The sequence below is a fragment of the Selenomonas sp. ND2010 genome (assembly GCF_000702005.1).
GTDB lineage: Bacteria > Bacillota > Negativicutes > Selenomonadales > Selenomonadaceae > Selenomonas_A.
In genome coordinates, this window is record NZ_JNKI01000024.1 from 1 (window position 1) to 26,262 (window position 26,262).

At 50.2% G+C, this 26,262-nt stretch carries 16 protein-coding genes; 5 read left to right on the forward strand and 11 right to left on the reverse strand.

The features are described from left to right. The first annotated feature begins 445 nt into the window (after nucleotides 1–445). From nadA to nadC, 3 genes are read left to right on the forward strand one after another with little or no spacing between them, the layout of a single operon-like run. Nucleotides 446–1,354, forward strand: a complete 909-nt coding sequence (gene nadA / locus T504_RS0109395; RefSeq protein WP_033170828.1) for a quinolinate synthase NadA — start codon at nucleotides 446–448, stop codon at nucleotides 1,352–1,354. A 6-nt stretch (nucleotides 1,355–1,360) separates the two neighbouring features. Further along, complete coding sequence (locus tag T504_RS0109400) at nucleotides 1,361–3,004, forward strand: L-aspartate oxidase (RefSeq protein ID WP_033170829.1); 1,644 nt, start codon at nucleotides 1,361–1,363, stop codon at nucleotides 3,002–3,004. A gap of 18 nt (nucleotides 3,005–3,022) precedes the next feature. After that, complete coding sequence (gene nadC / locus T504_RS0109405; protein WP_033170830.1) at nucleotides 3,023–3,862, forward strand: carboxylating nicotinate-nucleotide diphosphorylase; 840 nt, start codon at nucleotides 3,023–3,025, stop codon at nucleotides 3,860–3,862. Nucleotides 3,863–3,901: 39 nt separating this feature from the next. Here nadC and T504_RS0109410 read toward each other — a convergent pair whose 3' ends face one another. From T504_RS0109410 to T504_RS0109445, 8 genes are all read right to left on the reverse strand, one after another. Further along, on the reverse strand, nucleotides 3,902–6,946 hold the full coding sequence (locus T504_RS0109410) for a type I restriction endonuclease subunit R (protein ID WP_033170849.1): 3,045 nt from the start codon (nucleotides 6,944–6,946) through the stop codon (nucleotides 3,902–3,904). A gap of 62 nt (nucleotides 6,947–7,008) precedes the next feature. Next, the gene (locus T504_RS0109415; RefSeq protein ID WP_033170831.1) at nucleotides 7,009–8,013 is read right to left on the reverse strand and encodes a virulence RhuM family protein; all 1,005 of its coding nucleotides are present in this window, start codon (nucleotides 8,011–8,013) and stop codon (nucleotides 7,009–7,011) included. Further along, a complete protein-coding gene (locus tag T504_RS13930) occupies nucleotides 8,013–9,350 on the reverse strand; it encodes a restriction endonuclease subunit S (protein WP_051635311.1) in 1,338 nt (445 codons plus the stop codon). Before T504_RS13930 ends, T504_RS0109415 begins: the two co-directional genes overlap by 1 nt. Nucleotides 9,351–9,663: 313 nt before the next feature. Beyond that, nucleotides 9,664–11,451, reverse strand: a complete 1,788-nt coding sequence (locus tag T504_RS0109425) for a type I restriction-modification system subunit M (RefSeq protein ID WP_033170832.1) — start codon at nucleotides 11,449–11,451, stop codon at nucleotides 9,664–9,666. 149 nt (nucleotides 11,452–11,600) lie between these two features. Next, on the reverse strand, nucleotides 11,601–12,095 hold the full coding sequence (locus tag T504_RS0109430) for an SH3 domain-containing protein (RefSeq protein WP_033170833.1): 495 nt from the start codon (nucleotides 12,093–12,095) through the stop codon (nucleotides 11,601–11,603). Nucleotides 12,096–12,234: 139 nt separating this feature from the next. Further along, entirely contained in the window at nucleotides 12,235–13,947 is a 1,713-nt protein-coding gene (ptsP, locus tag T504_RS0109435) for a phosphoenolpyruvate--protein phosphotransferase (protein WP_033170834.1), read from the reverse strand. Between the two features lie 171 nt (nucleotides 13,948–14,118). Beyond that, nucleotides 14,119–14,385 carry an HPr family phosphocarrier protein gene (locus tag T504_RS0109440; protein WP_033170835.1) on the reverse strand — a complete coding sequence of 89 codons (267 nt, stop codon included), beginning with the start codon at nucleotides 14,383–14,385 and terminating at the stop codon, nucleotides 14,119–14,121. A 293-nt stretch (nucleotides 14,386–14,678) separates the two neighbouring features. After that, nucleotides 14,679–16,361: a sigma 54-interacting transcriptional regulator gene (locus T504_RS0109445; RefSeq protein WP_033170836.1), complete on the reverse strand. Its 1,683-nt coding sequence runs from the start codon at nucleotides 16,359–16,361 to the stop codon at nucleotides 14,679–14,681. 253 nt (nucleotides 16,362–16,614) lie between these two features. Between T504_RS0109445 and T504_RS13935 the strand changes: the two genes are divergently transcribed. Together T504_RS13935 and T504_RS0109455 are read left to right on the forward strand one after the other, a co-directional pair. Next, complete coding sequence (locus T504_RS13935; RefSeq protein ID WP_051635312.1) at nucleotides 16,615–17,661, forward strand: hypothetical protein; 1,047 nt, start codon at nucleotides 16,615–16,617, stop codon at nucleotides 17,659–17,661. Nucleotides 17,662–17,688: 27 nt separating this feature from the next. Next, nucleotides 17,689–18,639, forward strand: coding sequence for a PRC-barrel domain-containing protein (locus tag T504_RS0109455; RefSeq protein WP_033170837.1), 951 nt, complete (start codon nucleotides 17,689–17,691; stop codon nucleotides 18,637–18,639). Between the two features lie 65 nt (nucleotides 18,640–18,704). Here T504_RS0109455 and T504_RS0109460 read toward each other — a convergent pair whose 3' ends face one another. The 3 genes from T504_RS0109460 to T504_RS0109470 all read right to left on the reverse strand — a co-directional run bounded on the left by T504_RS0109460 (nucleotide 18,705) and on the right by T504_RS0109470 (nucleotide 26,020). Next, nucleotides 18,705–20,729, reverse strand: a complete 2,025-nt coding sequence (locus T504_RS0109460) for an OPT family oligopeptide transporter (RefSeq protein ID WP_033170838.1) — start codon at nucleotides 20,727–20,729, stop codon at nucleotides 18,705–18,707. A gap of 197 nt (nucleotides 20,730–20,926) precedes the next feature. Next, nucleotides 20,927–24,433, reverse strand: a complete 3,507-nt coding sequence (locus tag T504_RS0109465; protein ID WP_231473893.1) for a pullulanase X25 domain-containing protein — start codon at nucleotides 24,431–24,433, stop codon at nucleotides 20,927–20,929. Nucleotides 24,434–24,490: 57 nt separating this feature from the next. Further along, complete coding sequence (locus tag T504_RS0109470; protein ID WP_033170840.1) at nucleotides 24,491–26,020, reverse strand: S-layer homology domain-containing protein; 1,530 nt, start codon at nucleotides 26,018–26,020, stop codon at nucleotides 24,491–24,493. Nucleotides 26,021–26,262: the final 242 nt, after the last annotated feature.

The following is a 26,262-nucleotide window of genomic DNA, read 5'->3' on the forward strand; positions in this document are numbered from 1 at the left end:
TCGGTTAGAGTCGGCACGAATTGCTGCACCCTCGGAGGGGGGAGCCCCGCGAAACTTGCCACAGACTCAGCCACCGCTAGGGGCAGTGCCATAAACGAAGCGTTTGATGTTTTTCGTGAAGAACGAAATTTTTATCCTCACCGTTCGTCGAAAAATTGCTACCGTTCAAGCGAAGCGCGTTTTGCAACTTTTTCGATGCTTAATTAAAGATAAAAATTTCGTTTAGAAAAACATCTCCCGCGTAGTGTTGGCACTGCCCCTAGCGGCGGCGAAGAGTTGCTTCGAATGAGACCTGCAAACGGTAATTGATTTGCTCCATTCTTTTAAGCGCCGCTTCTCCTACCTTCTTCTTGCCACAATCGACATTTGTGTTTATAATAATATTGTCTACTGTCATGACAGTAGACAATATTATTTACTTTACAAAAAAAAATGGAGCGTTATTATGGAAGATATCATCGACGAAATCATGCGACTGAAAAAGGAACGCAACGCGATTATCCTTGCTCATGTCTACCAGCCAGAAGAAATTCAGGAAATTGCCGATTTCACTGGCGACTCCTACGGACTGTCCCGTCAAGCGGCAGAAACCGATGCGGATGTTATCGTATTTGCCGGCGTCCGCTTTATGGCGGAAACCGCCAACATCCTGTCGCCCGACAAAATCACCTTGCTGCCAGCTGCCGATGCCGGCTGCCAGATGTTCACCAACGCCATCGAAGGACAGGTACGTCAAGCAAAACTTGACAATCCCCATGCCCTCATCGTCTCCTATGTGAACACGCCAGCTTCGGTCAAGGCCATGAGCGACATCTGCTGTACCTCCTCCAATGCCGCTGCCGTCGTCGACTCACTTCCCAAAGACAAAGAAGTCATCTTCGTCCCGGACCGCAATCTCGGCTCTTGGGCTGAAGAGCAATGCAACCGCTCACTGCTGAAATGGCAGGGTGGTTGTCCCATCCACGGAATGCTTACCGTTACCGATATCCGCATGGCCAAAATCAAATATCCCCAGGCACTGGTTCTCATGCATCCCGAATGCCGTGCGGAGGTTCGTGAACTAGCCGACTACATTGGCAGCACCAGCGGCATCATCAAATACGCCGAAAAAAGCGAAGCGACAGAATTCATCATCGCCACCGAGGAAGGTGTCCTGTATGAACTGTCCGAACGCTGTCCAAACAAACAATTTCATCTTGCCTCCCGTCGCCTGCTTTGCACCAACATGAAAAAGACCACATTGGAAAAAATACGCGATTCTTTGAAAACACTCGAGCCGCGCATTATCGTTCCCGAAGAAATCCGGGAACGCTCCGCAGCCGCACTTGAAAAAATGCTTGCGATAGAGGGGTAATGAACCATGCAACGATATCTGATGAATTTTAACACCCGCAATATGGAGACCCGCAACACCGAATGCCTGGTAGTCGGCTCCGGCGTTGCCGGCCTTACGGCAGCTGTCCAACTGGCACGTCATGGCCATCATGTACTGCTCGCCGTCCGCGATACCCTTGCGGACAGCAACACCGCCAAGGCACAAGGCGGAATTGCCGCCTCCTTCGGCAAAGATGACAATCCCGCCCTTCATCTGCAGGATACCCTCACCGCTGGCGCCGGACTAAGCGACGAATCGGTATCCCAACTGGTCGTGACCGAAGGTCCTGACGACATTCGCTGGCTGGCAAATAACGGCGCCGAATTCGACCGTACCGAGGATGGCTCCCTCGCACTAGGGCGCGAGGGCTGTCACAGCCGCAACCGCATCGTCCACAGTCATGGTGACGCTACCGGTGCCGAAGTTGCCCGCGCCTTAACGGTACTAGCCGCCACCGAACCAAACATCCGCACTCTGGAAGGCTGTTATATCGTTGACCTGCTCACTCATGAAGGCCGCTGCTATGGGGCCATTGCCCTCTGGCACGGACGGAAAATCTGTCTGCGCGCCCAGCATACGGTACTGGCTACCGGCGGACTTGGCCGCCTATTTCTGCACACCACCAATCCGGAAGGGGCCACAGGCAGCGGTACTGCCTTGGCGGCACGAGCCGGCGCAGCATTAGCCGACATGGAATTTGTGCAATTCCATCCTACGGCACTGGCACTTCCCGGCTGCCCGAATTTCCTGATTTCTGAAGCCGTCCGCGGTGCTGGTGCGCATCTCGTCAATCTTGACGGAAAGCGCTTCATGCCACCCCTTCACCCCATGGCCGAACTCGCCCCGCGCGACGTAGTAGCGCGCTGCATCTTCCAAGAGATGACCAAAGCCAATGCTCCCCATATCTGGCTTGATGCCCGCCATATCAAAAATGCCGCCAAACTCTTTCCCATGATTGCCGCCACCTGCCGTGAATACGGTGTCGATATCGAAAACGATTTAATCCCCATCGCTCCAGCCGCTCACTATATGATGGGTGGGATCAAAACGGACACCTGGGGACGCACGAATCTTACCGGCCTATACGCCTGTGGCGAAGCCGCCTGCACGGGCCTGCAGGGTGCGAACCGCCTTGCCAGCAACAGCCTGCTGGAAGGTTTGGTATTCGGCCGCCGCGTCGCCACCATTATCGGCAAGACACGATTGCCACAGGCCGACCGCGGCCTCTATTGGCGGGAAGAAAATCTCTCCGAAGCCCCCTTAGAATCGGTCACGGAGGATTGCCGCCGCAGTCAGGAAATCATGAGCCGCTATCTCGGAATCACGCGCAATGCCGCCGATCTTACCCGTGGGAAGGAAAAAATACTAGATCTTACGAAACGTTACGAAGGCTGTGCCGCCCACACGCCAGAGGAACTTGACCTGCGCGCCCGCCTGACCTGCGACCTGCTGATTGTCCATGCAGCCATGCGCCGCCAAGAGAGCCGCGGCGCACATTACCGCAGCGATTTCCCCCAAAAAGACGACGCCTACCGGAAGCACTTCAGTGATACGCGGCCTGTATACGACGATGCCCAAAACATAAAGGAAGAAAAAACAGCAGCCGCTGCCATCGGCTTTGCCCTATAACGAAAGGAAAATTCAACTATGACCATGTTAGATCTCGATTCCAAAATCATCGCTTGGCTCCAGGAAGATATTGGCAGCGGTGACATTACCAGCCTTGCCACCGTTCCCGAAACCGCCACCGCCCATGCCATCATCCACGCCAAGGATACCGGCATCCTCGCTGGTATCGAAATCGCCCAGCGCGTCTTTACGCTGCTCGATCCCACGATAAAATTCACCGCTAAGCTCGAGGACGGCGCCCAGCTTACACCAAGCTCAGTTATTGCCACCATCGATGGCAAAGCCCGTACCCTGTTATCCGGCGAGCGGCTGGCACTGAATCTTTTACAGCATCTATCCGGAGTTGCCACCCGCACCCATAAACTCGCAGCCATTGCCGCACCGTTCGGAGCAAAACTCGTCGACACGCGCAAGACTACACCAGGCCTGCGCCTGCTTGACAAATACGCAGTCAAAGTTGGCGGTGGTGCCAATCACCGCCTTGGTCTTTACGATGCCATCCTCATCAAGGACAATCACATCCAGGTAGCCGGCGGCATCAAAGAAGCCCTGAGCCGCGCCCACGCCTATGCCTCCCACATGACCAAAATCGAAATCGAAGTCGAAGACATCCAAGGCGTTCAAGAAGCCCTGGAAGGCGGTGCTGATGTCATCATGCTCGATAATATGCCTCCGGCCCAGATGGCAGAAGCCGTAAATCTCATCGACCATCGGGCCATCGTCGAAGCCTCTGGCGGCATCGACGAAACCACCCTTGCCGCAGCCGCCCAAAGCGGCGTCGACATCATCTCTGTCGGAGCACTCACCCACAGCGTCAAAGCCCTCGATATCAGCATGGATATCGGCGAAATCAAATAAATACAAAAATGGAGCTGTGCCCCAGCTCCATTTTTGTATTTATTTCTGAAACTCATGGAACATAACGGCCGCCAACGCATTCATGATAGCATGGTAGCGTTCCGATTCCTGAAACATCCGCGTGAATGTTTCCGTGCTTTCGATGTAGGCAGTTTGTGCCGTCTCATCAAAAATTCCCGGAAATACGTTTTTCATGAACATCTGCTGTCCATTGTTTTGGGCAGCTTTTTTTAATTTCTTGTTATTCTTTAGCTTTTCATAGAGGACGGTAGCTACTACGCGGTCGCCTTCCTCGAATTGCCCGGCGAACTGTTCGTTGATTTTGGCGATAACCTCTTCGAGCGGACTTAGGGTTTCTTCCTGTTTGACTGGTTTTTTCGGCCTAGCAGGTCCAAACTCACCTTTTTCTTCCTTTACCAATTCAATGGAACCCGCAAAGGTTTTTTGCAGATTATAGAATTCCAGGCGCACGCGGTTGTTCAAATCAAAAGGCGTTGCCGGGTCACTGGGCAGAACCTTTGCCAGATAAGAACAGAAGATATATTCCTGATGCAGGGGGCTATCAAACATCCGCGTAATCTGCGTGATGTAGGCGTACCATTTCACGAAGGTGCGGCAAAGCTTGCGGAATTGATAGCGTTGCTCCTGATTCAGGTCATTGTACTTGTGCTGTACTGGCAACAGCGTATTGGTTATGGCAGCCTGTGTCCGGTTGTTCTTGCGGGCATTCTCATCGAAATAGATTTGATTGACATTTTCGATGTCATTTTCGTCATAAATCTTATATTCATGGAGCATCTTCTGCACCTTGTAGATGGTATCCGTATTGATTTCCTGCTCCAAGTAAGTCTCCTGATAGAATGGCTGGAATGCTTCCAATATTTCATCCTTCGTGTTGACGAAATCCAAAATAAAGGTATCTTCCTTATCCGGATGACAGCGATTCAAGCGGGATAAGGTCTGAACCGCTTTTACGCCACGCAGCTTCTTATCGACAATCATCGTATGCAGCAGAGGTTCATCAAAACCGGTCTGGTATTTCTCCGCCACGATGAGGATATTGCCTTCGTCATGGAATACCTGCTTAGTCTGTGCTTCGGATACGGTGTTGCCTTCGGCATCCACGTTCATATTGCTTTCCGTATATTCCCTGTCACTGGCATCATCCGGGTCTTTGATACTGCCGGAAAAGGCAATGAGGATTTCTACATCATCATAATGATTCGCGGCAAGATACCGCTTGATTTCATGGAAGTAGCGGACAGCTGCCAAGCGTGAAGCGGTAACGACCATCATCTTGCCCTTCCCCTTGAGTTTCTTTTTCGTAATATCACGGAAGGTTTCTACGATGATGGCGGACTTCTGCTGAATGTTATACGGATGCAGTTCGCTGAACCGCTTAATCATCTTCAAGGCTTTAGACTGTGGTACATCAGGATTATCGTCTACATTTTTAGCTAACTGATAGCATGTCTTGTAGGTCGTATAGTTCTGCAGCACATCGAGGATAAAGCCCTCCTCGATAGCCTGACGCATGGAATAGATATGGAAGGGATGGAAGGAACCATCGGTGAATTCGGTGCCGAACATCTCCAAGGTTTTCTGCTTCGGCGTAGCGGTAAAGGCAAAGAAGGAAAGGTTTTGATGACGTCCATGGGCAATCATCTCACGAACCATGCGGTCCTCAGAATCCAGAAGTTCATCCTCTGCCTTCCCCTCGATTTCCGCATATTCTTTCAATGCGTCCGAAGTATCCGCCAAAGCCACTTTCATCTTCATTGCTGAGCTGCCGGTCTGCGAAGAATGTGCTTCATCGACGATGATGGCAAAACGCTTGCCGGCGGTGTCGCTTACTTCTTCATAGATAACTGGGAATTTTTGAAGTGTCGTGACGATGATACGCTTGCCGGCATTGATTGCCCGTTTTAAATCCTGGGAAGTCTTTTTCTCACCGATGGTTTCGACGCTGCCAAGGGTGTGGTCAAAGCCTGTGACGGTATCCTGCAGTTGGGCGTCAAGGTTGCGGCGATCCGTTACGATGACAACGGAGGTAAAGATTGGTTCATTGTCTGCATTATGGAGCGATGCCAGACGATAGGCTGTCCAGGCGATGGAATTCGATTTTCCCGAACCTGCCGAATGCTGAACCAGATAATTACGACCCGAACCATATTCGCGGACATCGAAAATCAACTTGCGGACAACATCCAGCTGATGGAAACGTGGAAAAATGAGTTTCTTCTTGGTAACATTGACCAGCTTTCCATTTTGTTTGATTTTCTCCTGCATAACCTGATAGCTTATGAATTTCTGCAGGATATCGAGCATACTGTCTTTTTGCAGGACAGTTTTCCAAAGATAGCTGGTGACATAATCATTGTCCGCAGTCTGGGGATTTCCTTTGCCACCATCAGCGCCGGGGCCATTGCTGCCCTGGTTAAATGGCAGGAAGAAGGTCTTATCGCCATTCAAGGTCGTAGTCATCGCGGCTTCGTAAAGGTCTACCGCAAAGAAAGCCAGGATACGGTGATTCAAGCGAAAAGCCGGTTCCCGAAAGTCACGGTCATACATCCACTGCGCCATGCCATTGTCGATGCTCTGTCCCGTCAGCTGATTTTTCAGCTCAATGGCAATCACGGGGATACCATTGACTGCCAGCATCATATCCACGCTATTCTTGTTCTTATCCGTATAATGCCATTGACGGATACATTGGCAAATGTTCTGCTGATAATGCTTGACTGCCTGCTCATTGAGGGTGGATTCCGGCTTGAAATAGCATACCTTAAAATCCATGCCACGATGCCGAAAGCCATGACGAAGAACAGAAATGAGTCCATCCGCCAAAACTGCATCCTCAAAGCATTTGTAGAACTTGCGCAGTGGATCAGAATTACACTGACGTTCGAAACGCTGCCACATAATCGGCTGCGTTTTTTTGACAAATTTTACCAGCGTCTCAATGTCCAATGCCATATCGATAGAATTCCGATACCCGGAATCATCTGCTGGCTCATAGCCGCCTTCTGGCGATATCAGGAACTTTTCGATGTTCGCTTCAAACTGTTTTTCATTTTCTGCCAATGACATCACCTACTTAACCTGTTTTTTCATGTTGTCCTTTTCACAAAGACATTATCGCTGTTTTAATTGTCCGCTTCCTGCATCAGCCTGTCAAAGTCGCTGACATAGTGCTTATCCTGCAAGACACGATATTGCTCAAATTCGCTTTCGGCAAAAGCTTTGGCAATGGCTGCTGACACCTTTCCCTTGTCATGGAGGATTTCTGCATCATTGAATTGCAGAAAAGCATCCAATTTGCTGGCCCAGTCAGCCATGGTCATGGGGATATGGCGGCGGGCCTGACGGGTGGCGTAGTCCAGATACATGGTGACAATCTCGTTAAGCTCTTGCATTTCTTCTTTAGCCAGATAATTCTTGGCAATTGACACGTCAGCCTTGACGATTTTTCCATCTGGGGCGTTTTTCCAAGAAGTCAGCCCCATGTGTTCCTTCTTGTGGTCGGCCCTGTCCATGATGAGCTCTGCCGCTGTACTGCCGTGAACGGCATAGTGCATCTTATTCTGCACGGTAGCAAAAAAATCCTTGGTTGTCTTGCTGTCCAGCGTATAGTCCACCGCCGTGGCGTAGATGTCCGTGATTTTTTGATAGAATCGCCGCTCACTGGCGCGAATCTCCTGAATCTCGGAAATCAGGTGGTCAAAATAGTCTTCGTCAAAAATCTGACCATTGATAAGACGGTTCTTGTCCAACACATATCCTTGCTTGGCAAAGGTGTCCAGCACCTTGGTAGCCCACTGGCGGAATTGGATAGCCCGCTGGGAGTTTACTTTGTAACCCACGGCGATAATGGCCGACAAAGAGTAGAACTTATATTGATAGGTTTTTCCATTATCAGCAACTTGTGCAAATTTTGCACAAGTTGCATTCTCATCCTGTTCCCCATCCGTATAGATTTTCTTCAAGTGCTTGGCAACAACGCTACGGTCAATATCAAAGAGCTCTCCCATGGCCTTCTGCGTCAGCCATACATCACCGTCCTGCACACGCACTTCGATGGAGCCTGCGCCGCTGTCTTTGGTGAAAACGAGAAAATCTACTGTGCTATTACGGATATTAAACTTAGCCATCAAGCCACCACCTTCCGCTTGCCGGTGACTACTTCGTAGATAAGGGATTTTTTGTAGGATTCAAGGTCTTCGATAAGGGATTGCTTTTCGGAAATTAAAGCATCCATTTGTTTCGTGTTTGCATCAAGATAATCTGCTATTCGTTTTCGCTCCTCTATGCTAAATACAGGATATGGTATAGTAGATACTTTTTCTTTAGTAAAATGTGGTATTGTTGCTTTATTGCAAACAAAGTCTACATAATCACGCTTAACTAATGCTTCAACTAAATATCTAGCATATCTATTATCTTTAGAATCTTTAGCTCTAACAATCATTATTGAATTTTGGATATATGTTTCTGTTGATGGTTCTTCTTCAACTATTGCTGCCCCACCAGCTCCAGCCCCGCCTTCTACAATAAGCATATCCTTGCAATGCACAGCGTATTGTGATTTCTCTGCGTCATTAAACCACATAGATTTTAATTCGCCAGAAATACCATCAAAATGGACATTAGCTGCACAAATATATGGTTCTAAAGAATCTTCATCATTTCTTGATTTTGGACATAACATTTTGCCTAATATAACTTCATAATGAAGTCCTAATCGGCTTAAACGTATGTTTTCCGGCAACAAAGGTATCCATATATTATTTGTCTTATACATTTTTCCATTCTTATCTAATCCCTTAGTAACAGCTTCATAGATAACCGCCTGTTTCAGTTCCTTGTATTCCTCAATACTGGCTTTAGCTTCAGCAATGATAGCATCTATCTTGGAACAACGGTCATCAAGATATTCATATATTGAATTTTGTTCACTAAAAGATGGGACAACAATTCGCATACTATTGTAATTAGATTGTGTCATACTTGGTAACGCCGTTTGAGTAGAGTATCTTTTGTAATCAAAACAAGTCGATAAATAGTAAAAGAACCGTAAAGAATATCCGTATTTAGCCTTCACATCAAATGCCGTGTCTACATTCCAGTATTTACCTTCTATATATTGCGGAATATCTACAGTCCCTTTACGTCCTAACAAGACAGTAGGACCGTCTTTACTTTCTCCGCAAGTTCTAAAACTCCCCTTGCCACTTCCGTATACAGGTGTCTCACCATCTGTTTTGGGGTCACTTCCATTAGAAATGGAAACAAAAAACTTTGCACTAGCTAATTGCCAATTTTGAGGAATATATCCCAAATATCCAATACCACTATCCTTTAGCTCTGCCGCATCCCGCATTATCGCCTTCATCGACTTCCCCCACCATCTTGCTAATACTATTGTCACGGATAAAATTTTACATACGAAAAGAACCATCCCCGTAGGAATGGCTCTTTCTTTGTTCATCTAGCGGACCCTTGCGTTACAGGCGGCCAACCCGTAACGCCGTCAGCAATGAACATCCTAAACCTACTGCTATTGTAGCACAACACACAAAAAAATGCTATAATAATTTCGCTGTGCACCTCTCAGCGGAAGGGAGGGTTAGCGATGAACAACCTAGACCTGTTGCGTGACTTCCTGCTTTCATTGATTGCCGGATTGGTAGCCAACTATTTATTCACCGTGCTGATGAAGTAGTACAGCAATCAGTAAGCACCTCGGGCAAAGGCCAGCCGTTGAGGGAGAAAAGCCGTTCATTCATTGGACGGCTTTTCGTTTACTCATTTTCCCCAAACAACTCATGGAGTTTGCTCATCAGGCTTTTCTCATGTTTTTCAATCCGCTTGGCAATAGCCTCCGCAGGCTCAATCTGCTTATATTCATAGAACGTCCTGGTAAAGGGAATCTCATACCCCACCTTAGTCTTTTTCCTATCAATCCAGGCATCAGGATTATAAGGCAGAACTTCCCGCTCGAAGTAGGCATCGATATCTTCCTCCAAGGGGACGTTTTCCGTGTCACGCTTCTTGGTGTCAGCCACGGGCTTGTTCTTCTTGAGAACCTTGTCGCCGTTTTCATCCAGCTGCGGGGATTCCACCGTAATCTTGTTGTAGCCAAGGGTTACGGCGTCCAGCACTTTGCTTTTGACAGTAATCTCGTTGCCGTTCTCGTCCGTGTCCTTGAAGGTGCCATCCGTGTAATCTCCATAGAGTTTGACGATAAGTTCACGGCAGGCACCTGTGATGTCCACCCGCTTGTTACCGATGTTCTTGCGGCGGCTGGTATAGCACTGGCTGGCATCGATGAGCTGTACTTTGCCAGCGCGTTCCTCGGGCTTGTCCTTGGTAACAATCCATACATAGGTCGCAATCCCCGTGTTATAGAACGAATCATTCGGCAGCTGTACAATGGCATCCAGCCAGTCATTTTCAATGAGATAGCGGCGGATTTCGGACTGACCAGAGCCAGCGTCCCCCGTGAACAGCGAAGAACCATTCTGAATGATAGCCATGCGCCCGGTGTCTTTCAGTTTGGCTACACCATTCAGCATAAAGAGCATCTGACCATCCGATTTTGATGGCAGCCCTGGGGCGAATCGTCCATTAGCGCCCTTCTTATGCTCTGCGGTGACTTCTTTTTCCTCGCGCTTCCAAGGAATGCCAAAAGGCGGATTTGAAATGATATAGTCGAACTCATAGCCCGTGAATTTATCATCGGAGAGGGTATCCCCGAACTGCATATTATCAGGGTCGCCGCCACGAATCAGCATATCGGCTTTGGCAATACCGAAGGTGAAGGGATTGAACTCCTGTCCAAATACATTGATATCAGCATCCGCATCCAAAGCCTTCAGACGTTCTTCCATGCAGGTAAGCATCTGGCTGGTGCCCATGGTCATATCGTAGACGGTCTTGGAGATACCATCCTCTTCAAAGGCATTCTTATCGCCAGCCACCAGCAGGTCACACATCAGATAGATGATGTCGCGGCTGGTGAAATGCGCTCCGGCTTCTTCATTGTAGGACTCAGAGAAGCGCTGAACGAGATTCTCGAATATATAGCCCATATCGACGGCAGCCACATTTTCGGGGGAGAAATCGGCTTTGTCGGAATTGAAGTCCGAGATGACCTGATAAAGCAGACCGCCTTCCACCATGCGATTAATCTGTGCCTGAAAATCCATGCGGGCAAGGATATCCTGTACGTTATCTGAGAAGCCATTCAGATAGGCCTTGAAATTGTCTTCGATATTTTCCGGGTCAGCAACCAGTGTCTTAAACGTGAACTTGCTGGTATTATAAAACTGATAACCAGAAGCTTTCTTCAAAAAGCCATCCTTGACAGCCAGCTCCTTGACTTTTGCATAAGTTTCCAGAACCTTCTCCTGCGTCGGCAGCAGGCAGTCATGAAAACGCTTGATGACCGCCATCGGCAAAACTACTAAGCCATATTCATGCGGTTTGAAGGCTCCTACGAGGTCATCCGCTACCGACCATACCAGTGCTGCTTTTTCCTGGATATTCTTACCAACCTGCGAAATCATCTCATTGCTATTTTCTTCCATATATATTTTATCCCTCCGCGGTTTATTTCGTTCGCTTATCTATGACTTTATAATACACGATATTTCTCCTCACGTAAATTTCATCTCAAAAGGCGGTCCGCTGACTCTCGCGAATCAGCGGACCGCCTTTGCATTACGTACATTTCCCCTTAGTCCAAGTAGTACGACAGGGCATACCCTAATTTACCGTTATAGTCAACATAATAAAAGCCATTTTCTGCGGGCTTTACCAGGCGTACCAGTTCCCCCCGCGGGATACGTGCGGCAGTCTCAGCCTCCGTCGACGGTTCCGTGCGCAGGCTAATCCACTCGTTGCAATTGACGACACGGTACATCGTCCACTTCGCAGTCAGATAGTTATAGAGTACATACCCGCGCTTTCCTTGATACTGCACATGGGCAAATACCATATCCCGATAGCAGGGATCATTATCATCGATAATATCCACCCTAGTCCCCAGCGGGATTCTTGCTAAAACCGGTGCCTCTGTCGATGCATAAGACCGGAGGCTGACCCAGCTCTCACAGTTGGTCACATACAAGCCGCCCTCCGTATTGAGTCCTTGCATCGCAGCATTACCTGCCTGCGGAAACAACCCAAAACCGGCTAACATCATCGCTGCCAATACTACCTTTTTCACCATTCTTTCCTCCCTATATTGCCATTTAATTCCCCCTACTAGTTCTCCATAAATCTGCAAATCCCTGCAAAAAAGCCCCTGGAAAAAGGAGACAAATCCTTTTTCCAGGGGCTTTTAGTTTCAAGCGATATAATACGTATTCTTACAGAATCTTAGCGAGATATGCTTTGATTTCGTCGCCATCTTCCATCTTCATGACGTCAGCCAGGATTTCCTTAGCCTTGATGGAGCTGATGTTGCGAATCTTCTCTTTGACGCGCGGGATGGACGGAGCGCTCATGGAGAGCTCGCTGATGCCCATAGCCATCAGGAGAACTGCGGCATTCGGGTCACTAGCCATCTCACCGCACATACCAGCCCAGATGCCGTTCTCACGAGCGCTCGTAATCGTGCGCTGGATGAGCTGCAGAACAGCCGGGTTGAAGTGGTTGTAGAGGTACGAGATGCTTGCATTACCACGGTCGCAAGCCAGCGTGTACTGAACGAGGTCGTTCGTACCGATGGAGAAGAAATCAACGTACTTAGCGAGTACCGGCGTCATAACAGCAGCTGCCGGCGTCTCAACCATGATACCAACCTGAACGTCATCAGCAAAAGCCTTGCCCTCATGGGTAAGTTCCACTTTAGCCTCTTCGATGAGCTCTTTAACTTTCTTGAACTCAGCGACATTGATGATCATCGGAACCATGATGCCGACTTTACCGAATTTACCAGCGCGCAGGATAGCCTTGAGCTGCGGCATGAAGAGGTCGCGGCGCTGCAGGCTGATGCGGACTGCACGGTAACCGAGGAACGGGTTTTCCTCTTCCGGAATGTTGAGGTACGGCAGCGGTTTGTCACCACCGATATCCATCGTACGGATAACGCAGAGGTTTCCACCGCATTTCTCAACAGCTTCCTTATAAGCCTTGAACTGGTCTTCCTCGTTCGGGATGTCCTGACGGCCCATGAATACGAACTCCGAACGGAACAGGCCAACGCCCTCTGCACCATAGGTCAGTGCGTTGTCAACGTCCATGTGCGTACCAATGTTAGCCATGAGGTCAACTTTTACGCCATCCGTCGTAACCGCCGGCAGATCCTTGAGCTGAGCATAGTGAGCAGCCATCTCCTGCTGCTTCTTGATCTTCTCATTGTACTCAGCCATCTCGGCCTCACTCGGATTGATGACAATCTGGCCTGCTTCGCCATCGATGACAACATGGTCGCCATCGGCAATCTTGTCGATGCGGTCTTCTTTGTTGAGGCCGACAATCGTCGGGATAGCACGAGCCTTAGCGATGATAACAGCATGTGCCGTCGTGCTGCCCGAGCCCAAAAGAACACCGGCAATCTTATCCGTCGGCATGCCAGCGATAACGGACGGCTCGATTTCACGGCCGCAGAGAATTACCTTCTCATCGCCGATTTCTGGCTCTTTAACGCCGAGGATGTATTTTGCTACGCGCTTACCGACATCGCGCAGGTCAACAGCACGAGCAGCAAAATACTCATCGTCCATAGCCTCAAACATCTGAGCCTGTTCCTCAGCAGCCTTGAGAACTGCATGCGGTGCGCTCGGATTCTCATCGAGTTTCTCCTCGATTTTCTGCGCCATCATCGGGTCCTGAACCATCATGCGATGTGCTTCCATGATAGCAGCCTGCTCAACCATCTCCTGTTTCTGCAGACGCTCAATGCTCTCGCGCAGAACCTCAGCAACAGCCGTCAGGGCTGCCGTAGCTTTTTCCTGCTCCGTCTCTTTGCTCTCCGGCTGGTAGTTCACGAGATAGCCGTCCAGATTCTGTCCAGCCAACATGATTTTACCAACTGCAATACCAGAAATTACGCCTTTACCGCGAATCGTCTCTGCCATTTTCTTTATTCCCCCTGAAAAAAAACTCTCTATCCGTACCATGTGCCAATGATAAATGAAAGCCTTTTCTTATACTATCGAAATATTACTAAAACTGCACGAAAAGCCTCCCCCCAGGAGTCCTCCCGGGAGAAGGCTATTCTATTGTGCAACATTGCTCAGCGCTGTGAATTATTCCTCACCGAACTTGGAAGCAACGAGATCTTTCAGAGCCTTAACTGCCTCAGCCTCATCCGGACCATCAGCAACGATCGTCATCTCCGTGCCTTTGACAAGGCCCATGCTCATGATCATGAGGATGCTCTTAGCATCAACCGTCTTGCCTTTAGCCTGGATCTGAACCTTGGATTTGAATTTCGTAGCCGTCTGAACGAAAATGGATGCCGGACGAGCATGAATACCAGTTTTGTTCTCGATCGTGATAGTTTCCTGAGTCATTATTATACCTCTCCCATCTAAAATGTAAAAAACTCTCTTTTTCCTGCCCCTGCAGGAGGTCAGCACGTTTTGACTAACTGCCATAATAATATGCAAGATGCGTGCCAACTTTTGCAGATTGGAAAAAATTTCTATATCTTTTCTCTGAACCCTTGTAAAATAAGGGTTCAGCAAAAGCCTAAAATTATATATCCATTTTCTCAAATAAATGGCGTTAATTGTTTTGGTAAAAAATACCAAAACAATTCAATATGTTGGTAAATTTTACTACCCATCGGTAAAATTTACCAACTTTATTCCACCAAACCGTATTTTCGTGCTTTTGCCGCCACTGTCTTATGCGTAATCTTCAGCATTTTAGCCGCTGCATTGAAACTTCCACACTGGTTCAGGGCATTGGCGATGATTTGCTTTTCATATTCTTCCCAGGGCAGCACAGCGGTATCCGCCGTGAAATGCTGCACTTCCCGTACAGCCATCTCGCCTTTTATATACGAAGGAAGCGATGCAACGATAATCCGATCGCTGTCCATCAGCGTTATCACCCGTTCAATGACATTTTCCAGTTCGCGGACATTCCCCGGCCATTTGTAAGCCATCAAAACTTCCATCGCTTCCGGCGAAATCCCACGAACCCGCTTGCCACTTTCCACGCTGACCTTTTCAATGAAATGCTCCACCAAAAGCGGGATATCATCGACGCGGTCACGAAGCGGCGGCAGGCTGATAGGAATGACATTGAGACGATAGTATAGGTCATCGCGAAACGTGCCGTCTTTTACCATCTGTTCCAAATTGCGGTTGGTGGCCGCAATAATGCGCACATCAACATGTACGGTCTCTTCGCCGCCGATGCGGTCAAATTCCTTCTGCTGCAGAACACGCAGCAATTTCACCTGCATGTTCTTATCCATCTCGCCGATTTCATCGAGGAAAATGGTTCCCTTATCCGCCAGCTCGAATTTGCCCAGCTTGCGGCGAACCGCTCCGGTGAATGCCCCCTTCTCGTGTCCGAAGAGTTCTGACTCCAGCAGCGTTCCCGGAATCGCCCCGCAATTCACACGGATGAATGGCCCCCGTCGACGTTCACTGGCATAGTGAATCCCCTCGGCAATCACTTCTTTACCCGTACCGCTCTCACCGCGGATCAGTACCGTAGCCGATGACCCCGCAGCCTTAGAAGCCAGTGCCAGCACGTCGACAACCTTGCCGCTTTTGCCGATATAATTCTTGAATGCCTGCGCCGTCTTCTTGGTGCGCAAAAGTTCCTGTTCCAAATATTCGGCCCGGGCCGATACCTGCGACAGCCGGGCCATGAGATTCTGCAGTTCCGTGATATCCTTGATAACCGACACGACACCGGCAATCTCGCCATCGACGAAGATCGGATTGACGTTAGCCACGACGGTAGTGCCGTCTTTCTTATGGCTGATGCTGCCAATGCGCGCCACGCCCGATCGCAATACCCCACAGCGATTGCCGTCCGGAGCTGTCTGAAAGACATTCTGCCCCACGACCATCTCTGGCGTTTTGTGAACAATTCGCAGATAGGAAGGATTTACATAGGTGATTTCTCCCGTCCGGTCAACGACACAGATGCCATCCTGCACCGCCTCGAGAATCATCTGCAGGCGTTCCTGCATCAAGGCATTCTCATGCAACAGCAAATCCATCTCGTGAATCTCCCCTGGAGAATTCATTTCGAAATCACTTTCCAGGAAGCGGACCATCTGGTAGACAGCCTGCCGCCCTTCATCGCCTTCTGCTGCCACAAACAACGAATCACCGCAGCTGATTTTGAGGGCCACCAATTTCATCAAGCTGTGCATCTCAAACCGCTCGCTTCGCTCACTGCGGAGATATAGCGGCGTACCGTATTTCTTTCCGAGTTCTTTTGCTCGTTGGACAATCATCGCCGCAATGCGGGCATGGATGCCGCTGTCGTGATGAATTACAGCCTCTTGCTCAAACATCATAGTGAATCGTTCCTTTCTGTTCCTTCTATTATACTATAAAACTTCGTCAAAATCTGCCACAAACGCGAAAAAATACTCTATCCCCATCAGCTTTTTCCTGACGATTCCCAGTCTTAATTTTCTATTGTTTCCACGTACCTCAACATGTTATAATAGTAGGGAAAATCTGCAAACGGCAGCAGGATTTTCCCCCACTATGTCGAATCTAGAAACTTAGTGGTATTATGCCCAAACACAGGAAGAGGTGAGCAACATGACATTTATCCTGGTAACGGGCTCCATTATGGCCGTCAGCATTTTCCTCATTTACCATCTCTGCCGTTTTATCGGCATTGAGATGAAATGGATTTCGCTAGTGCTTTGCGCCATTATGGCCTTCCTGGTAAATGCCGTGGCCATCTCCATGAGTCCCTTCCTTGACCCATCCCATTATATGCGGCTGGGAATACTCGTAATCGTAGCAGCCGCCAGTGTCACTTTCGTCAACGAGAAGCTGCTGCGCCGTGGAGCAAAAGAGACCGACCTCACGGTCGAGTGTCCGAACGCCATCCCAGAGCCCATCAAGGAAGAACCCGTGCCGGTCGCTGAGGTTCTCAGTACCGAGACAATTGCCGAAGCCAAAGAAGAGGCTCCGGCAGCAGAATCCGCCGTAATCGCCAACGAAGCTGTTTCTTCTGCAGCTGCCGTCGCGCCTGCTAAGGAAGCACCAGCACCAGCGCCCGCAGAAGAAACAGCTGTCGAGGAAGACGCTGCTGCCCGGGCTGCCAAAGCCCGAGCCGAGGCAAAAGAAAAAGCTCTGGCTCATGCCAAGGCATTGCAAGCCGAAAAAGACGAGGCACGCCAAAAGGCCGCTGCCGAACTCAAGGCTCAGCAAGAAGCCAAAGCCAAACAGCAGGTATACCAGCAGGAAGTCGCTGCCCTGGACACCTTGGACAGCCTCCTCGATTATGCCTACGACAAGGCCCCAAAGCTGCCGGACGCTGCCATCTGTGCCTACCGACAGGCAATCAAGAGCTATCCCGAGGACAGTTACACTCCGTTCCTCATCATCGAGCTCGTCAATCTTTATAAGGAACAGGCCCACTATCAAGAAGCCATCAAAGCTTACCAAAAAGCCCTGTCCCTTCCAATCATTGCATCGAACGATGACATGAAGCAGGAATTCATCAAGAACACCCGCTATCTGACCATCGTCCAGGATATATTATCCAAACATCACGCGCTCTCAACTCCGTTCCCGGATATCCCGGCGAACATCCTGCAGGAAATCGAAGCTGAATTCCAGCAGCCAACAGAATAGAGCAGCTAATACAATGGAGGAATATTCATGAAGAAAAGCGTAGAAATCCTTGGCCTTCCAGTCATCAGCATCACCGAAGGCCGTGAGCTGGGCATGAGCAAAACCCTGCTTATCGATGCCAAAAATGGTACTGTCGCAGCCGTAACCATCGAAGATGAAGATTGGTACCGCGGGGTTAAATTGATTCCGTATGAATCCGTCATTGCCATCGGTGATGATGCCGTAACCGTTACCAACAGCGAAAACATCCTGAGCCTCTCCGATGCCGGCGATTATGAAGCACTGCTCGATGAAAACATTCGCGTCATCGGCACCAAGGCCATCACCAAATCCGGTACCATTCAGGGCAACATTTCCGAGCTTTTCATCGGGGACGACGGCAAAATCGAAAAATGTGAAATCACTGCACCGGACGGAACGACTACGGAAGTTACCTGCGACCAGATTTCTATCTTTGGTAAACAGGTAACCGTCATCGATCCGAACGGTGAAAAAAAAAATAAGCCAGTAACGCCGAAGGCTCCGGAAGCAGCAGAAGCACCAAAAGCTGCACCGGCCCCCAAGGCACCGGAAGCTCCCAAGGCTGAGGCACCAGCACCGAAAGCTGAGCCGGAAAAAGCTCCAGAAGCTCCCAAAGCTGCTCCAGCAGTAAAAGAAGAGCCCAAAAAAGAGGCTCCGAAAGCAGCCCCGGCTGCACCAGCTGCTCCAGCACCAAAAGCTGAGCCGAAAAAAGAAGCGCCGAAGGCAGCCCCGGCTGCACCAGCTGCTCCGGCTGCCGATACAGCCAAACAGGCTGCTGCCGACAAAGCAACGGAAGAGCGTCATCGCCGCTTCCTGCTCGGCAAAAAAGCCACCCGTGACATCAAAATGGACAATGGCATTGTAATCGTACAGGCTGGCCAGGACATCACCGAAGAAGTCCTCCAGAAAGCCAAGCTCGCCAACAAATTCATCGAGCTGTCCATGAACGTTCGCTAAAAAGACAATAAAAAACGCTGACTCTGTTGAGCCAGCGTTTTTTATTGTCAAATTACCGCTACTTCTTAATTATTTTTATTTCCAAGGACAATTTTCCCAAAAATCCCCAGCGTTATCAGGAATACCACCAGGCCCAGCCATTCAGCTGTATCGGCGAAATCCTTCCCCACGAGGGCCAGCGGGCTGTCGCTGCCGCCGCTCGATACCGAGACGACGATGATGCCTGCCAGCAGCACGCCGATGATGGACTCACCGACAATCAAGCCGGAAGCAAAGAGGGTACCACGGCGCATGCCATTCTTTTTGCCCGCTTCTCCTTTTTCCTGCTGGAGTTTCTTGTTGAGGAAATAGCCCATGACGGCACCGATAACCAGCGGCGTCTGGACAGACGGCGGCAGATAGATACCCATGCCAACAGCCAAGGGCGGCAGGCAAAGATGTCTGGTACGGCGTTTGAGCACCAAATCGATGAGCACGAGAACGACGCCCAGCCCCATGCCGAGATAGATATATTCCCAAGCCAGCTGGCTGGAGAAAATCCCCTGGGCAATCGTCGTCATCAGTGCGGCCTGCGGAGCTGCCAGCGCCTGGCCGGGGTCCATGTCCGGACGCGGTAAAGCCCCCGGGAAACCGTAAGCCTCATAGAGAAGATTCAGGACCGGTGCGATGACGAGGGCACCGACCACGCAGCCTAAAAGCAGGGCAACCTGCTGACGCCACGGAGTAGCCCCGACGAGATAGCCCGTCTTGAGGTCCTGCATATTATCATTGGAAATGCAGGCAATCGCCATGATAATCGACGTGGTAAAAATAGCCGTTGCCGTGGCGAATTTCTCACCGCCCGGCAGGCTGAAAATGCCAAAGCTGGAGCAAAGGGCATACATGACAAGAGATGCCACGATAATGCCCAAAATGCCAATCCCCGAAATCGGACTAGAAGACGTACCGACAAGACCTGCCATATAAGCGCAAGCGGCCGCCACAAAGAATCCCATGAGCACAGCCACACCAACGCCCACCACGACGACAGTGAGATTCTGTGCCATCGTCAGCCCCGCTGGGCTGACAAATGCATAAAAGATCCCCAGCAGGCCAACAACCGTCACCGCAAAAACCAGGCCAATGCTCTTGATGGACATGTCAATATCCATGCGGTGCTTTCCCTGTTCAGCCGCTGGCATATTGAGTGCCGCAATGGACTCTTTGACACCATCGATAACCGGTTTTGCCAGCGTCAATAACGTCCAAACAGCCGCAACGCCCATAGCGCCAGCACCAATCAAGCGGACGCGCTCCTGATAGACAGCGCCGGCAAACTTCTGCAGCGTCATGCCATCCGGCACAGCGCCCGTAATCGTATAGAACGGCACAAAGCCCGCCCAAGCAAGCAAAATGCCGACGAGCATGGCCAGACCAGAGGCAATACCAATAAGATAGCCAGCACCAACAAGAGCCGTGGAATAACCAATGGGGAACTGCGTCATTCCCTTCCCCACATGGAACCAGAGGGAAAGCCCTCCCGAAAGGACCTGGAAACCATTGGAAAACAGCGCCACGATACCAGCGACAATACCGCCGGACATGATTTCTTTCAAGCCACTGCCCTGTTTGGAATCCTTAGCCGAATTGCTGCCAACCTTCAGGATTTCAGCGGCAGCCACCCCCTCCGGATAGGCCAAATCACTATGCACCACCATCGCCCGGCGAAGCGGAATCGTGAACAGTACCCCCAGGCACCCGCCGCAGGCCGATACCAACAGCGTCTGCCAGAACTGGAAGCCCTGCCAATAACCAATCATCAGCATACCCGGGATGATAAAGATGATAGCCGAAAGAGTACCAGCCGCCGAAGCCTGCGTCTGTACCATATTATTCTCCAGGATATTCGAATCTTTTGCCATCTTGAGGACGGCCATCGAAATAACCGCCGCCGGGATAGCCGACGAAAACGTCAAACCGACCTTCAAACCGAGGTATACATTTGATGCCGTAAAAATAACCGTCAAAATAGCACCAAGCAGCATACCACGGACCGTAAGTTCAGGCAGACGCAACTCATGCTGCATAAACTCATTGTCTTCTTGTTTCATATAGAATGCTCCTTCTACAACGTATAGTTCCTCTGTGTGTACATCTGTAAAGTACATCAGTATTGAACATTATAGCACATAATTCCTTATTGTTAAAGGTTGATTATATGTATACATGTAACGGCATTCACAAAAAAAGCTGCCAGGAACAGCTTTTCCTCTGTTCCCGGCAGCTTTTTCTTAAATCAGTTCTCTCATCAGTTAACCATCATGACGGCCTGATTCTCTCCCAAGTGGAAGGAAATTTCCCCGTTTTTGACCGTTGCTTTGATGCCCGTAAGCTGGTCTTTCAACACAGTACCATCCGCAGCGGCAACCTTCAAGGTAACCTGCTGGGCTTTGCCATTGTTAAGGGCTACCACGCCGACCTTGCCCGAACCATCGACAGCCTTGCGCTGGTAAGCATAGATATTATCCTTAGCCATCAAGGTATCGAGGTCACCCAGCGCAAAGACATTTTTGTTCTTATTGCGCGCGGTAATTGCCTTCTTGTAGAAGTTCTGCAGATCCTTATCCTCTTTGCCCCAAGGGAACGTGCGGCGGCAGTCCGGGTCCTTGGAACCAAACTGGCCGGCTTCATCGCCATAATAAACCGTCGGCATGCCGGGATAGCCCATCTCAAAAGCCACGGCCATCTTGAGGCGGCTCTTGCCGAGTTTATAGTCAAAGTCAGACTTCTGCGCCTGCGTCACGCCATCTTTGCCACCACCATAGGTGTAGATAGCCCGCGCTGTATCATGCGAATCTACGATATTCATAAGATTATAAAGCGCTTCTTGCGGATAATTCTGGCGCAGCTGCATGAGCACATCATCCGTATCCTGGGCCTTGCCCCCCATGACAAAGTGCATCAGCGTATCGGAAAGCTTGTAGTTCATGACCGAATCCATGGAATCGCCCATAAAGAACTGCGAACCATCCTGCCAAATCTCACCTAAAAGCAGCGGAGTATCGCCATTCTGCGTCTTAACAGCCTTTACGGCCTCACGCGTCTTGGCCCAGAATCCCGGCGGCACCTCCTTGGCGACATCAAGCCGCCAGCCCGAAAGGCCATAATCAAACCATTTCAGGATTACGCCTTTATCGCCATTGCGGCCATAGAGCAGATAATCCCCGAGGTCCGTATGATCTGGCGTCGTCTTGTCATAGCCCGGATAGTCTTTGTCGCGGAACGGTGCCAGGCTCGAGAAACTCTGCCAATCGTGATATGCGTATTTGTCTCCCATCTCATCATGGGATTTGGTATTCTTGATGTCGAACCAATTCTCCCAATGATACGGACTGAATACCTGACCTTCCGCTTCGAGCTGCTTCTTGGCCTCAGCCTTAGCGGCATCCAAGGACAGCCCCTTGCTGTTCTGCAGGTCATAGATGCGGCTCCAATATTCATAGGCACCCACCGTCTTATACTTGCCGTAGCGGTCGAAATAGATGGAATCATCCCCGACATGGTTGTAAACGCCATCCATTATGAGGTGCATGCCGCGTTTCTTCATTTCATCAGCCAGCTTCTGCAAATCACGGAAATTGCCCAGGAATGGATCCACGGCATCGTAATCGCGCGCGTCATAGCGATGATTGGAGGAAGCAGCATAAATCGGGTTGACATAAATAGCCGTTATCCCCAAACCCTTTAGGTAGTCGAGTTTCTTGGTAATACCGGCCAAATCGCCGCCATAGAAGTCATTGCAATCCCATTTATCGCCATCCAAGGCCCCAGCGCCACCATTAGCCGGCGGCGTATTCCAGCTGCGATGCTGGATTGGCTGCGTGCCGCGCGCCGTATCGCGGGCATTATCATTAGCCGTATCGCCGTTGAAGAAACGGTCGGGGAAAATCTGGTAGCAGACGGCTTCCTTCGCCCAGCCCGGCGTCTCAAAGCCTTTCTTGTAAGCCGTTACCTGGAAGTATTTCGTACCGGCGAGCTTTAACTCACCTGTGCCGCCAGTCTTGGTGTCATCCCCGTATTCCTTCGTGTCATTGAGGACGAACTTATAACCATAAATCCCATAGTCCTTCGGAGTAAAGCTTCCCTGCCAGATATCCTGGCCGTTCTTGGTGCCAATTTTCTTCATGGAGTAATACGTGGTGGTGCCGGAGTCGTAATCCGGATTGTACTCATCGCCGCCCTTGGCCGTCATAGCGGCCTTGGTGACCATGATTTTGGCCGACTCCACATCACCGGCTCCCGTACGGATTTTGAGCGTTATAGGCGTGCCTTCTTCCACGGCTCCCCAAGGACTGCGCTCCTCCTTATTCCAGCTGTCATGAACGACCTTATCGGCGCGGATACTGCCATCATCGGCAATAATGCGCTTCTTGGCCGCATCATAATAGAAGGTAACATTTGTCGTCTTGGCAATATGGACAGCCTGCGTAATCGGGGCTTGCCCCGCCTGGGATACCTTGACCGTATAATTGCCAGCCGCCACTTTGGCCTCCGTCTGGTAAAGCCCCGACAGCATCAAATCATACATCGTGCCATCAGCCACACCGGCAATTCCCGAAAGCTTCGGCAATTCGCTAGCGTTTAACATCTTGTAATTATGACTGTCGGCAATGCGATGGGTCTTGTCGTTATAATAGAACGTAACCGTCTCCGGTTTGTCGAGCGTCAGCGAAACATTCGCACCATCGGCTATGCCGTTTAGGCCATAGTTTTCGGCCCAGCTGCCATTGATGGCAATCTTATAGTTATAAGTACCCGCTGGCATATTCTTAATCGTGAACGTGTAGAAACCATGGTCGCCCGCCGTCATCTTGGTCGCCATATCCGACGGTGCCCATTTCGCAGCTGCTCCGCCCAGGGTCTGCAAGTCACCACAAAGCACGATTTCGCGCTGGTTCGCAAACTTGGCCTGCTCAGCCGCCTTGCCTTCATAATCGTAGGAAATCGCATGCGTCTTTTCGTCATAGCTAAAAGTTACTTCGTGGTCAGCAGCCAGACGCAAAGCGATATTGCCGCCATTAGGCTGGCCGTCCTTGCCGTAGTTCACATCCCAGGAACCGCCCTGCGCGACCTTGAAATCGTAATTGCCAGCTTTGAGCTTGCCCGTGAAAACGCGATGGCCCTTGCCGTCAGCTTTCATAATCGTCTTGGCGTCAGACGGGTCCCAGTCCTTGGCCGCCCCCAAAGCACTCTGCAGGGAACCGACGAGTACAACATCCTGCGCACCAACGGCACCAGCAGGCGTTGCCACAGCGGCTTTTGGCGCCTCAGCCTGAGCTCCCCCCTGCCCTTCATAGCTCACCTTTGTCTCGTGGGTCACGCTGTCATACGTGAACGTAACTTCGGTATCCTTGGTGAGCTTCAGCTTCATATTGGCACCATCAGAAGCCCCATCGGCGCCGTAATTCTCACTCCAACTGCCGCCGATGGCAATCTTGTATTCATAATTGCCTTTGGGCAGTTTGCCCTTATATTCGTAAAGCCCTTTGCCGATTGGCGTCATCTTCGTCTTGCCATCAGCTGGTGCCCAATCCGTACCAGCACCGAACTTCGTCTGTACCGTGCCGACGAGCACGACATCCGTCGGTCCTACTGCAGCGGCCGCTTCCGCCACGGAAATCGAAAAGGCCGTCGGCATCATATCCGCCGGAGCCACAAAGGGAGCGGCCATAAGGCTAAGCGTCAGCGACACGCCCACTGCCCTGCCTAAGAGTTGCTTGCGATTCATATTGACATAGCTCCTTTCATAGGACACGAAGGCCTCCTCCCGAGGAGAATGCCTTCGTGCTTTACTATTTATGCTGTCAAAGAATTAGAAATGGAAATCGAGCATGCTGCGCAGGATGTGGCGTTTGACCGGATTGTTCCAGGTAATCTGCTCGGAAAGATGCGGTGCCCATAGCGTTTCCCACTCAACATTGTGCGCCGGTACACACTTGAAGCCGAAGTACCAGCCGCGGACACCGTTCGTGAAGGTCGGTTCACGCGTAGACCACTCATCATCATGGCCAAGGTCGGCAAAGGCACCGAGGTTTACATATTTCGCATAGAGTCCATAGCTGCCAACACGGTTGAGATCTGTCCCTTTATACTCTGCTTTGAAGGCCCAGTCGCGGTCGCCATGGCCATAGTTTTCATCCTGTTTCGTAAACGCATGGACATAAGAGCCCGTCAGGGTAACGTCCTTCAACGGCTTTACGCTGATATCGGCATTGACGAAGCCCGACGTATCATACCAGTAGCCATTGCCGCCACCGTTCTTATCGAATTTATTGCCAACGATGTGGGTATAGCCAACATTGGCATTGATATATTTGCCCAGCGGTCCCCAGAAGTCAAGTGTTGCATTGACTGGAGCGCGCCGTGCGTGAACTTCCGTCTCTTTATACGTGTAATTGTCAGCACCATCGTCCTCAAAAATCGGCGTAAACGTCGAGCAATCCGAGGAAGATTTCCAATACTGGGCACTGAGCCACCAGCCATGACCATGCTCAATCGGATGATACGTCGCAATGCCATCGACCTGGCCACCTAAGAGCAGGTTCTGCATGCCGATGCCGTTCCATTTGCGGCCGATATTCGTATACCAGTCATGCTTGGGGCCGAGCTGCAGTTCCACCCAAATGTTGCTGATTTCACCATTATGGTTGGTATCCATATCCGGCATATCGCGGAGCTCGCCCGTGACCGGTACATGGATTTTATGCAATTTCCCCGATGGATCTGCGGCTACTGCATCTTTCATAACATACTCGCGGTCACGATAGCGGGCATTCTTTTCCACCGAGAAACGTGCCGTAGCATGCGGATTGATTTTCATCGAACCTTCCAGATCCATATAGAAGCGGTTGTTGTAGTCGCCGTTCTTTTCCGTATTCCAAGCTCTGGCATCATTCTTCAGGCCATTGTCATCACCGACCTGTACCCGTGCCAGGCCCCAAACCTTGAATTTATCCGTTTTGGCCTGCAACTCTTTTATCTGTTTGTCATGCGCATCCACGCGCTTGTTAAGCGTGCTGAGCTCGTCCGCATACTCCGCCGAGAGTTTATCGAGAACGGCTTTGTCACCATAGCTTACCGTGCTGCCGTTGCATTTTTGCATGGCTTTGGCTACGACGCTGGCCATCTCATAGCGCGTCATCGAACGGCCGCCCTGGAAGGTGGAATCGCCCATGCCATCGATTACGCCCTCTTTGGCGAGGTAATCCAGTGCTTCATAAGACCAGTGATTTTTCGGCACATCGCTGAAACTATCCGCAGTTGCTGCCATTGCCGTGGCACTAAAACCAGTGCTGAGGGTGAGTCCTGTGAGGATTGCCAAAGCTTTTTTGTTGAGTCGCATTTTCCAAAACTTCCTTTCCCTTTGTTTAGCTTTATCAGTATTATCTGTTTCCGCTAAACATTCTCACAATTTACCTTATATGAGAAGAGATTTCCGTATCTATCCATGTTCCGATATGAAAATCTCTACACATATTCATCTGTTTATGTATGATGTCAGAATGATACCGCTGGGCATATTCTGTTGTCATCGGGAATGCCACATCGCAAGGGGATTGCGTTGCGGCATCCATTGAGGAAATA

Bases quoted from the DNA above. Each gene is read 5' to 3' on its own strand.
- nadA (WP_033170828.1), top strand. From the start codon at position 446: ATGGAAGATATCATCGACGAAATCATGCGACTGAAAAAGGAACGCAAC.
- T504_RS0109400 (WP_033170829.1), top strand. From the start codon at position 1,361: ATGCAACGATATCTGATGAATTTTAACACCCGCAATATGGAGACCCGC.
- nadC (WP_033170830.1), top strand. From the start codon at position 3,023: ATGACCATGTTAGATCTCGATTCCAAAATCATCGCTTGGCTCCAGGAA.
- T504_RS0109415 (WP_033170831.1), bottom strand. From the start codon at position 8,013: ATGGCTAAGTTTAATATCCGTAATAGCACAGTAGATTTTCTCGTTTTC.
- T504_RS13930 (WP_051635311.1), bottom strand. From the start codon at position 9,350: ATGAACAAAGAAAGAGCCATTCCTACGGGGATGGTTCTTTTCGTATGT.
- T504_RS0109425 (WP_033170832.1), bottom strand. From the start codon at position 11,451: ATGGAAGAAAATAGCAATGAGATGATTTCGCAGGTTGGTAAGAATATC.
- T504_RS0109430 (WP_033170833.1), bottom strand. From the start codon at position 12,095: ATGGTGAAAAAGGTAGTATTGGCAGCGATGATGTTAGCCGGTTTTGGG.
- ptsP (WP_033170834.1), bottom strand. From the start codon at position 13,947: ATGGCAGAGACGATTCGCGGTAAAGGCGTAATTTCTGGTATTGCAGTT.
- T504_RS0109440 (WP_033170835.1), bottom strand. From the start codon at position 14,385: ATGACTCAGGAAACTATCACGATCGAGAACAAAACTGGTATTCATGCT.
- T504_RS0109445 (WP_033170836.1), bottom strand. From the start codon at position 16,361: ATGATGTTTGAGCAAGAGGCTGTAATTCATCACGACAGCGGCATCCAT.
- T504_RS13935 (WP_051635312.1), top strand. From the start codon at position 16,615: ATGACATTTATCCTGGTAACGGGCTCCATTATGGCCGTCAGCATTTTC.
- T504_RS0109455 (WP_033170837.1), top strand. From the start codon at position 17,689: ATGAAGAAAAGCGTAGAAATCCTTGGCCTTCCAGTCATCAGCATCACC.
- T504_RS0109460 (WP_033170838.1), bottom strand. From the start codon at position 20,729: ATGAAACAAGAAGACAATGAGTTTATGCAGCATGAGTTGCGTCTGCCT.
- T504_RS0109470 (WP_033170840.1), bottom strand. From the start codon at position 26,020: ATGCGACTCAACAAAAAAGCTTTGGCAATCCTCACAGGACTCACCCTC.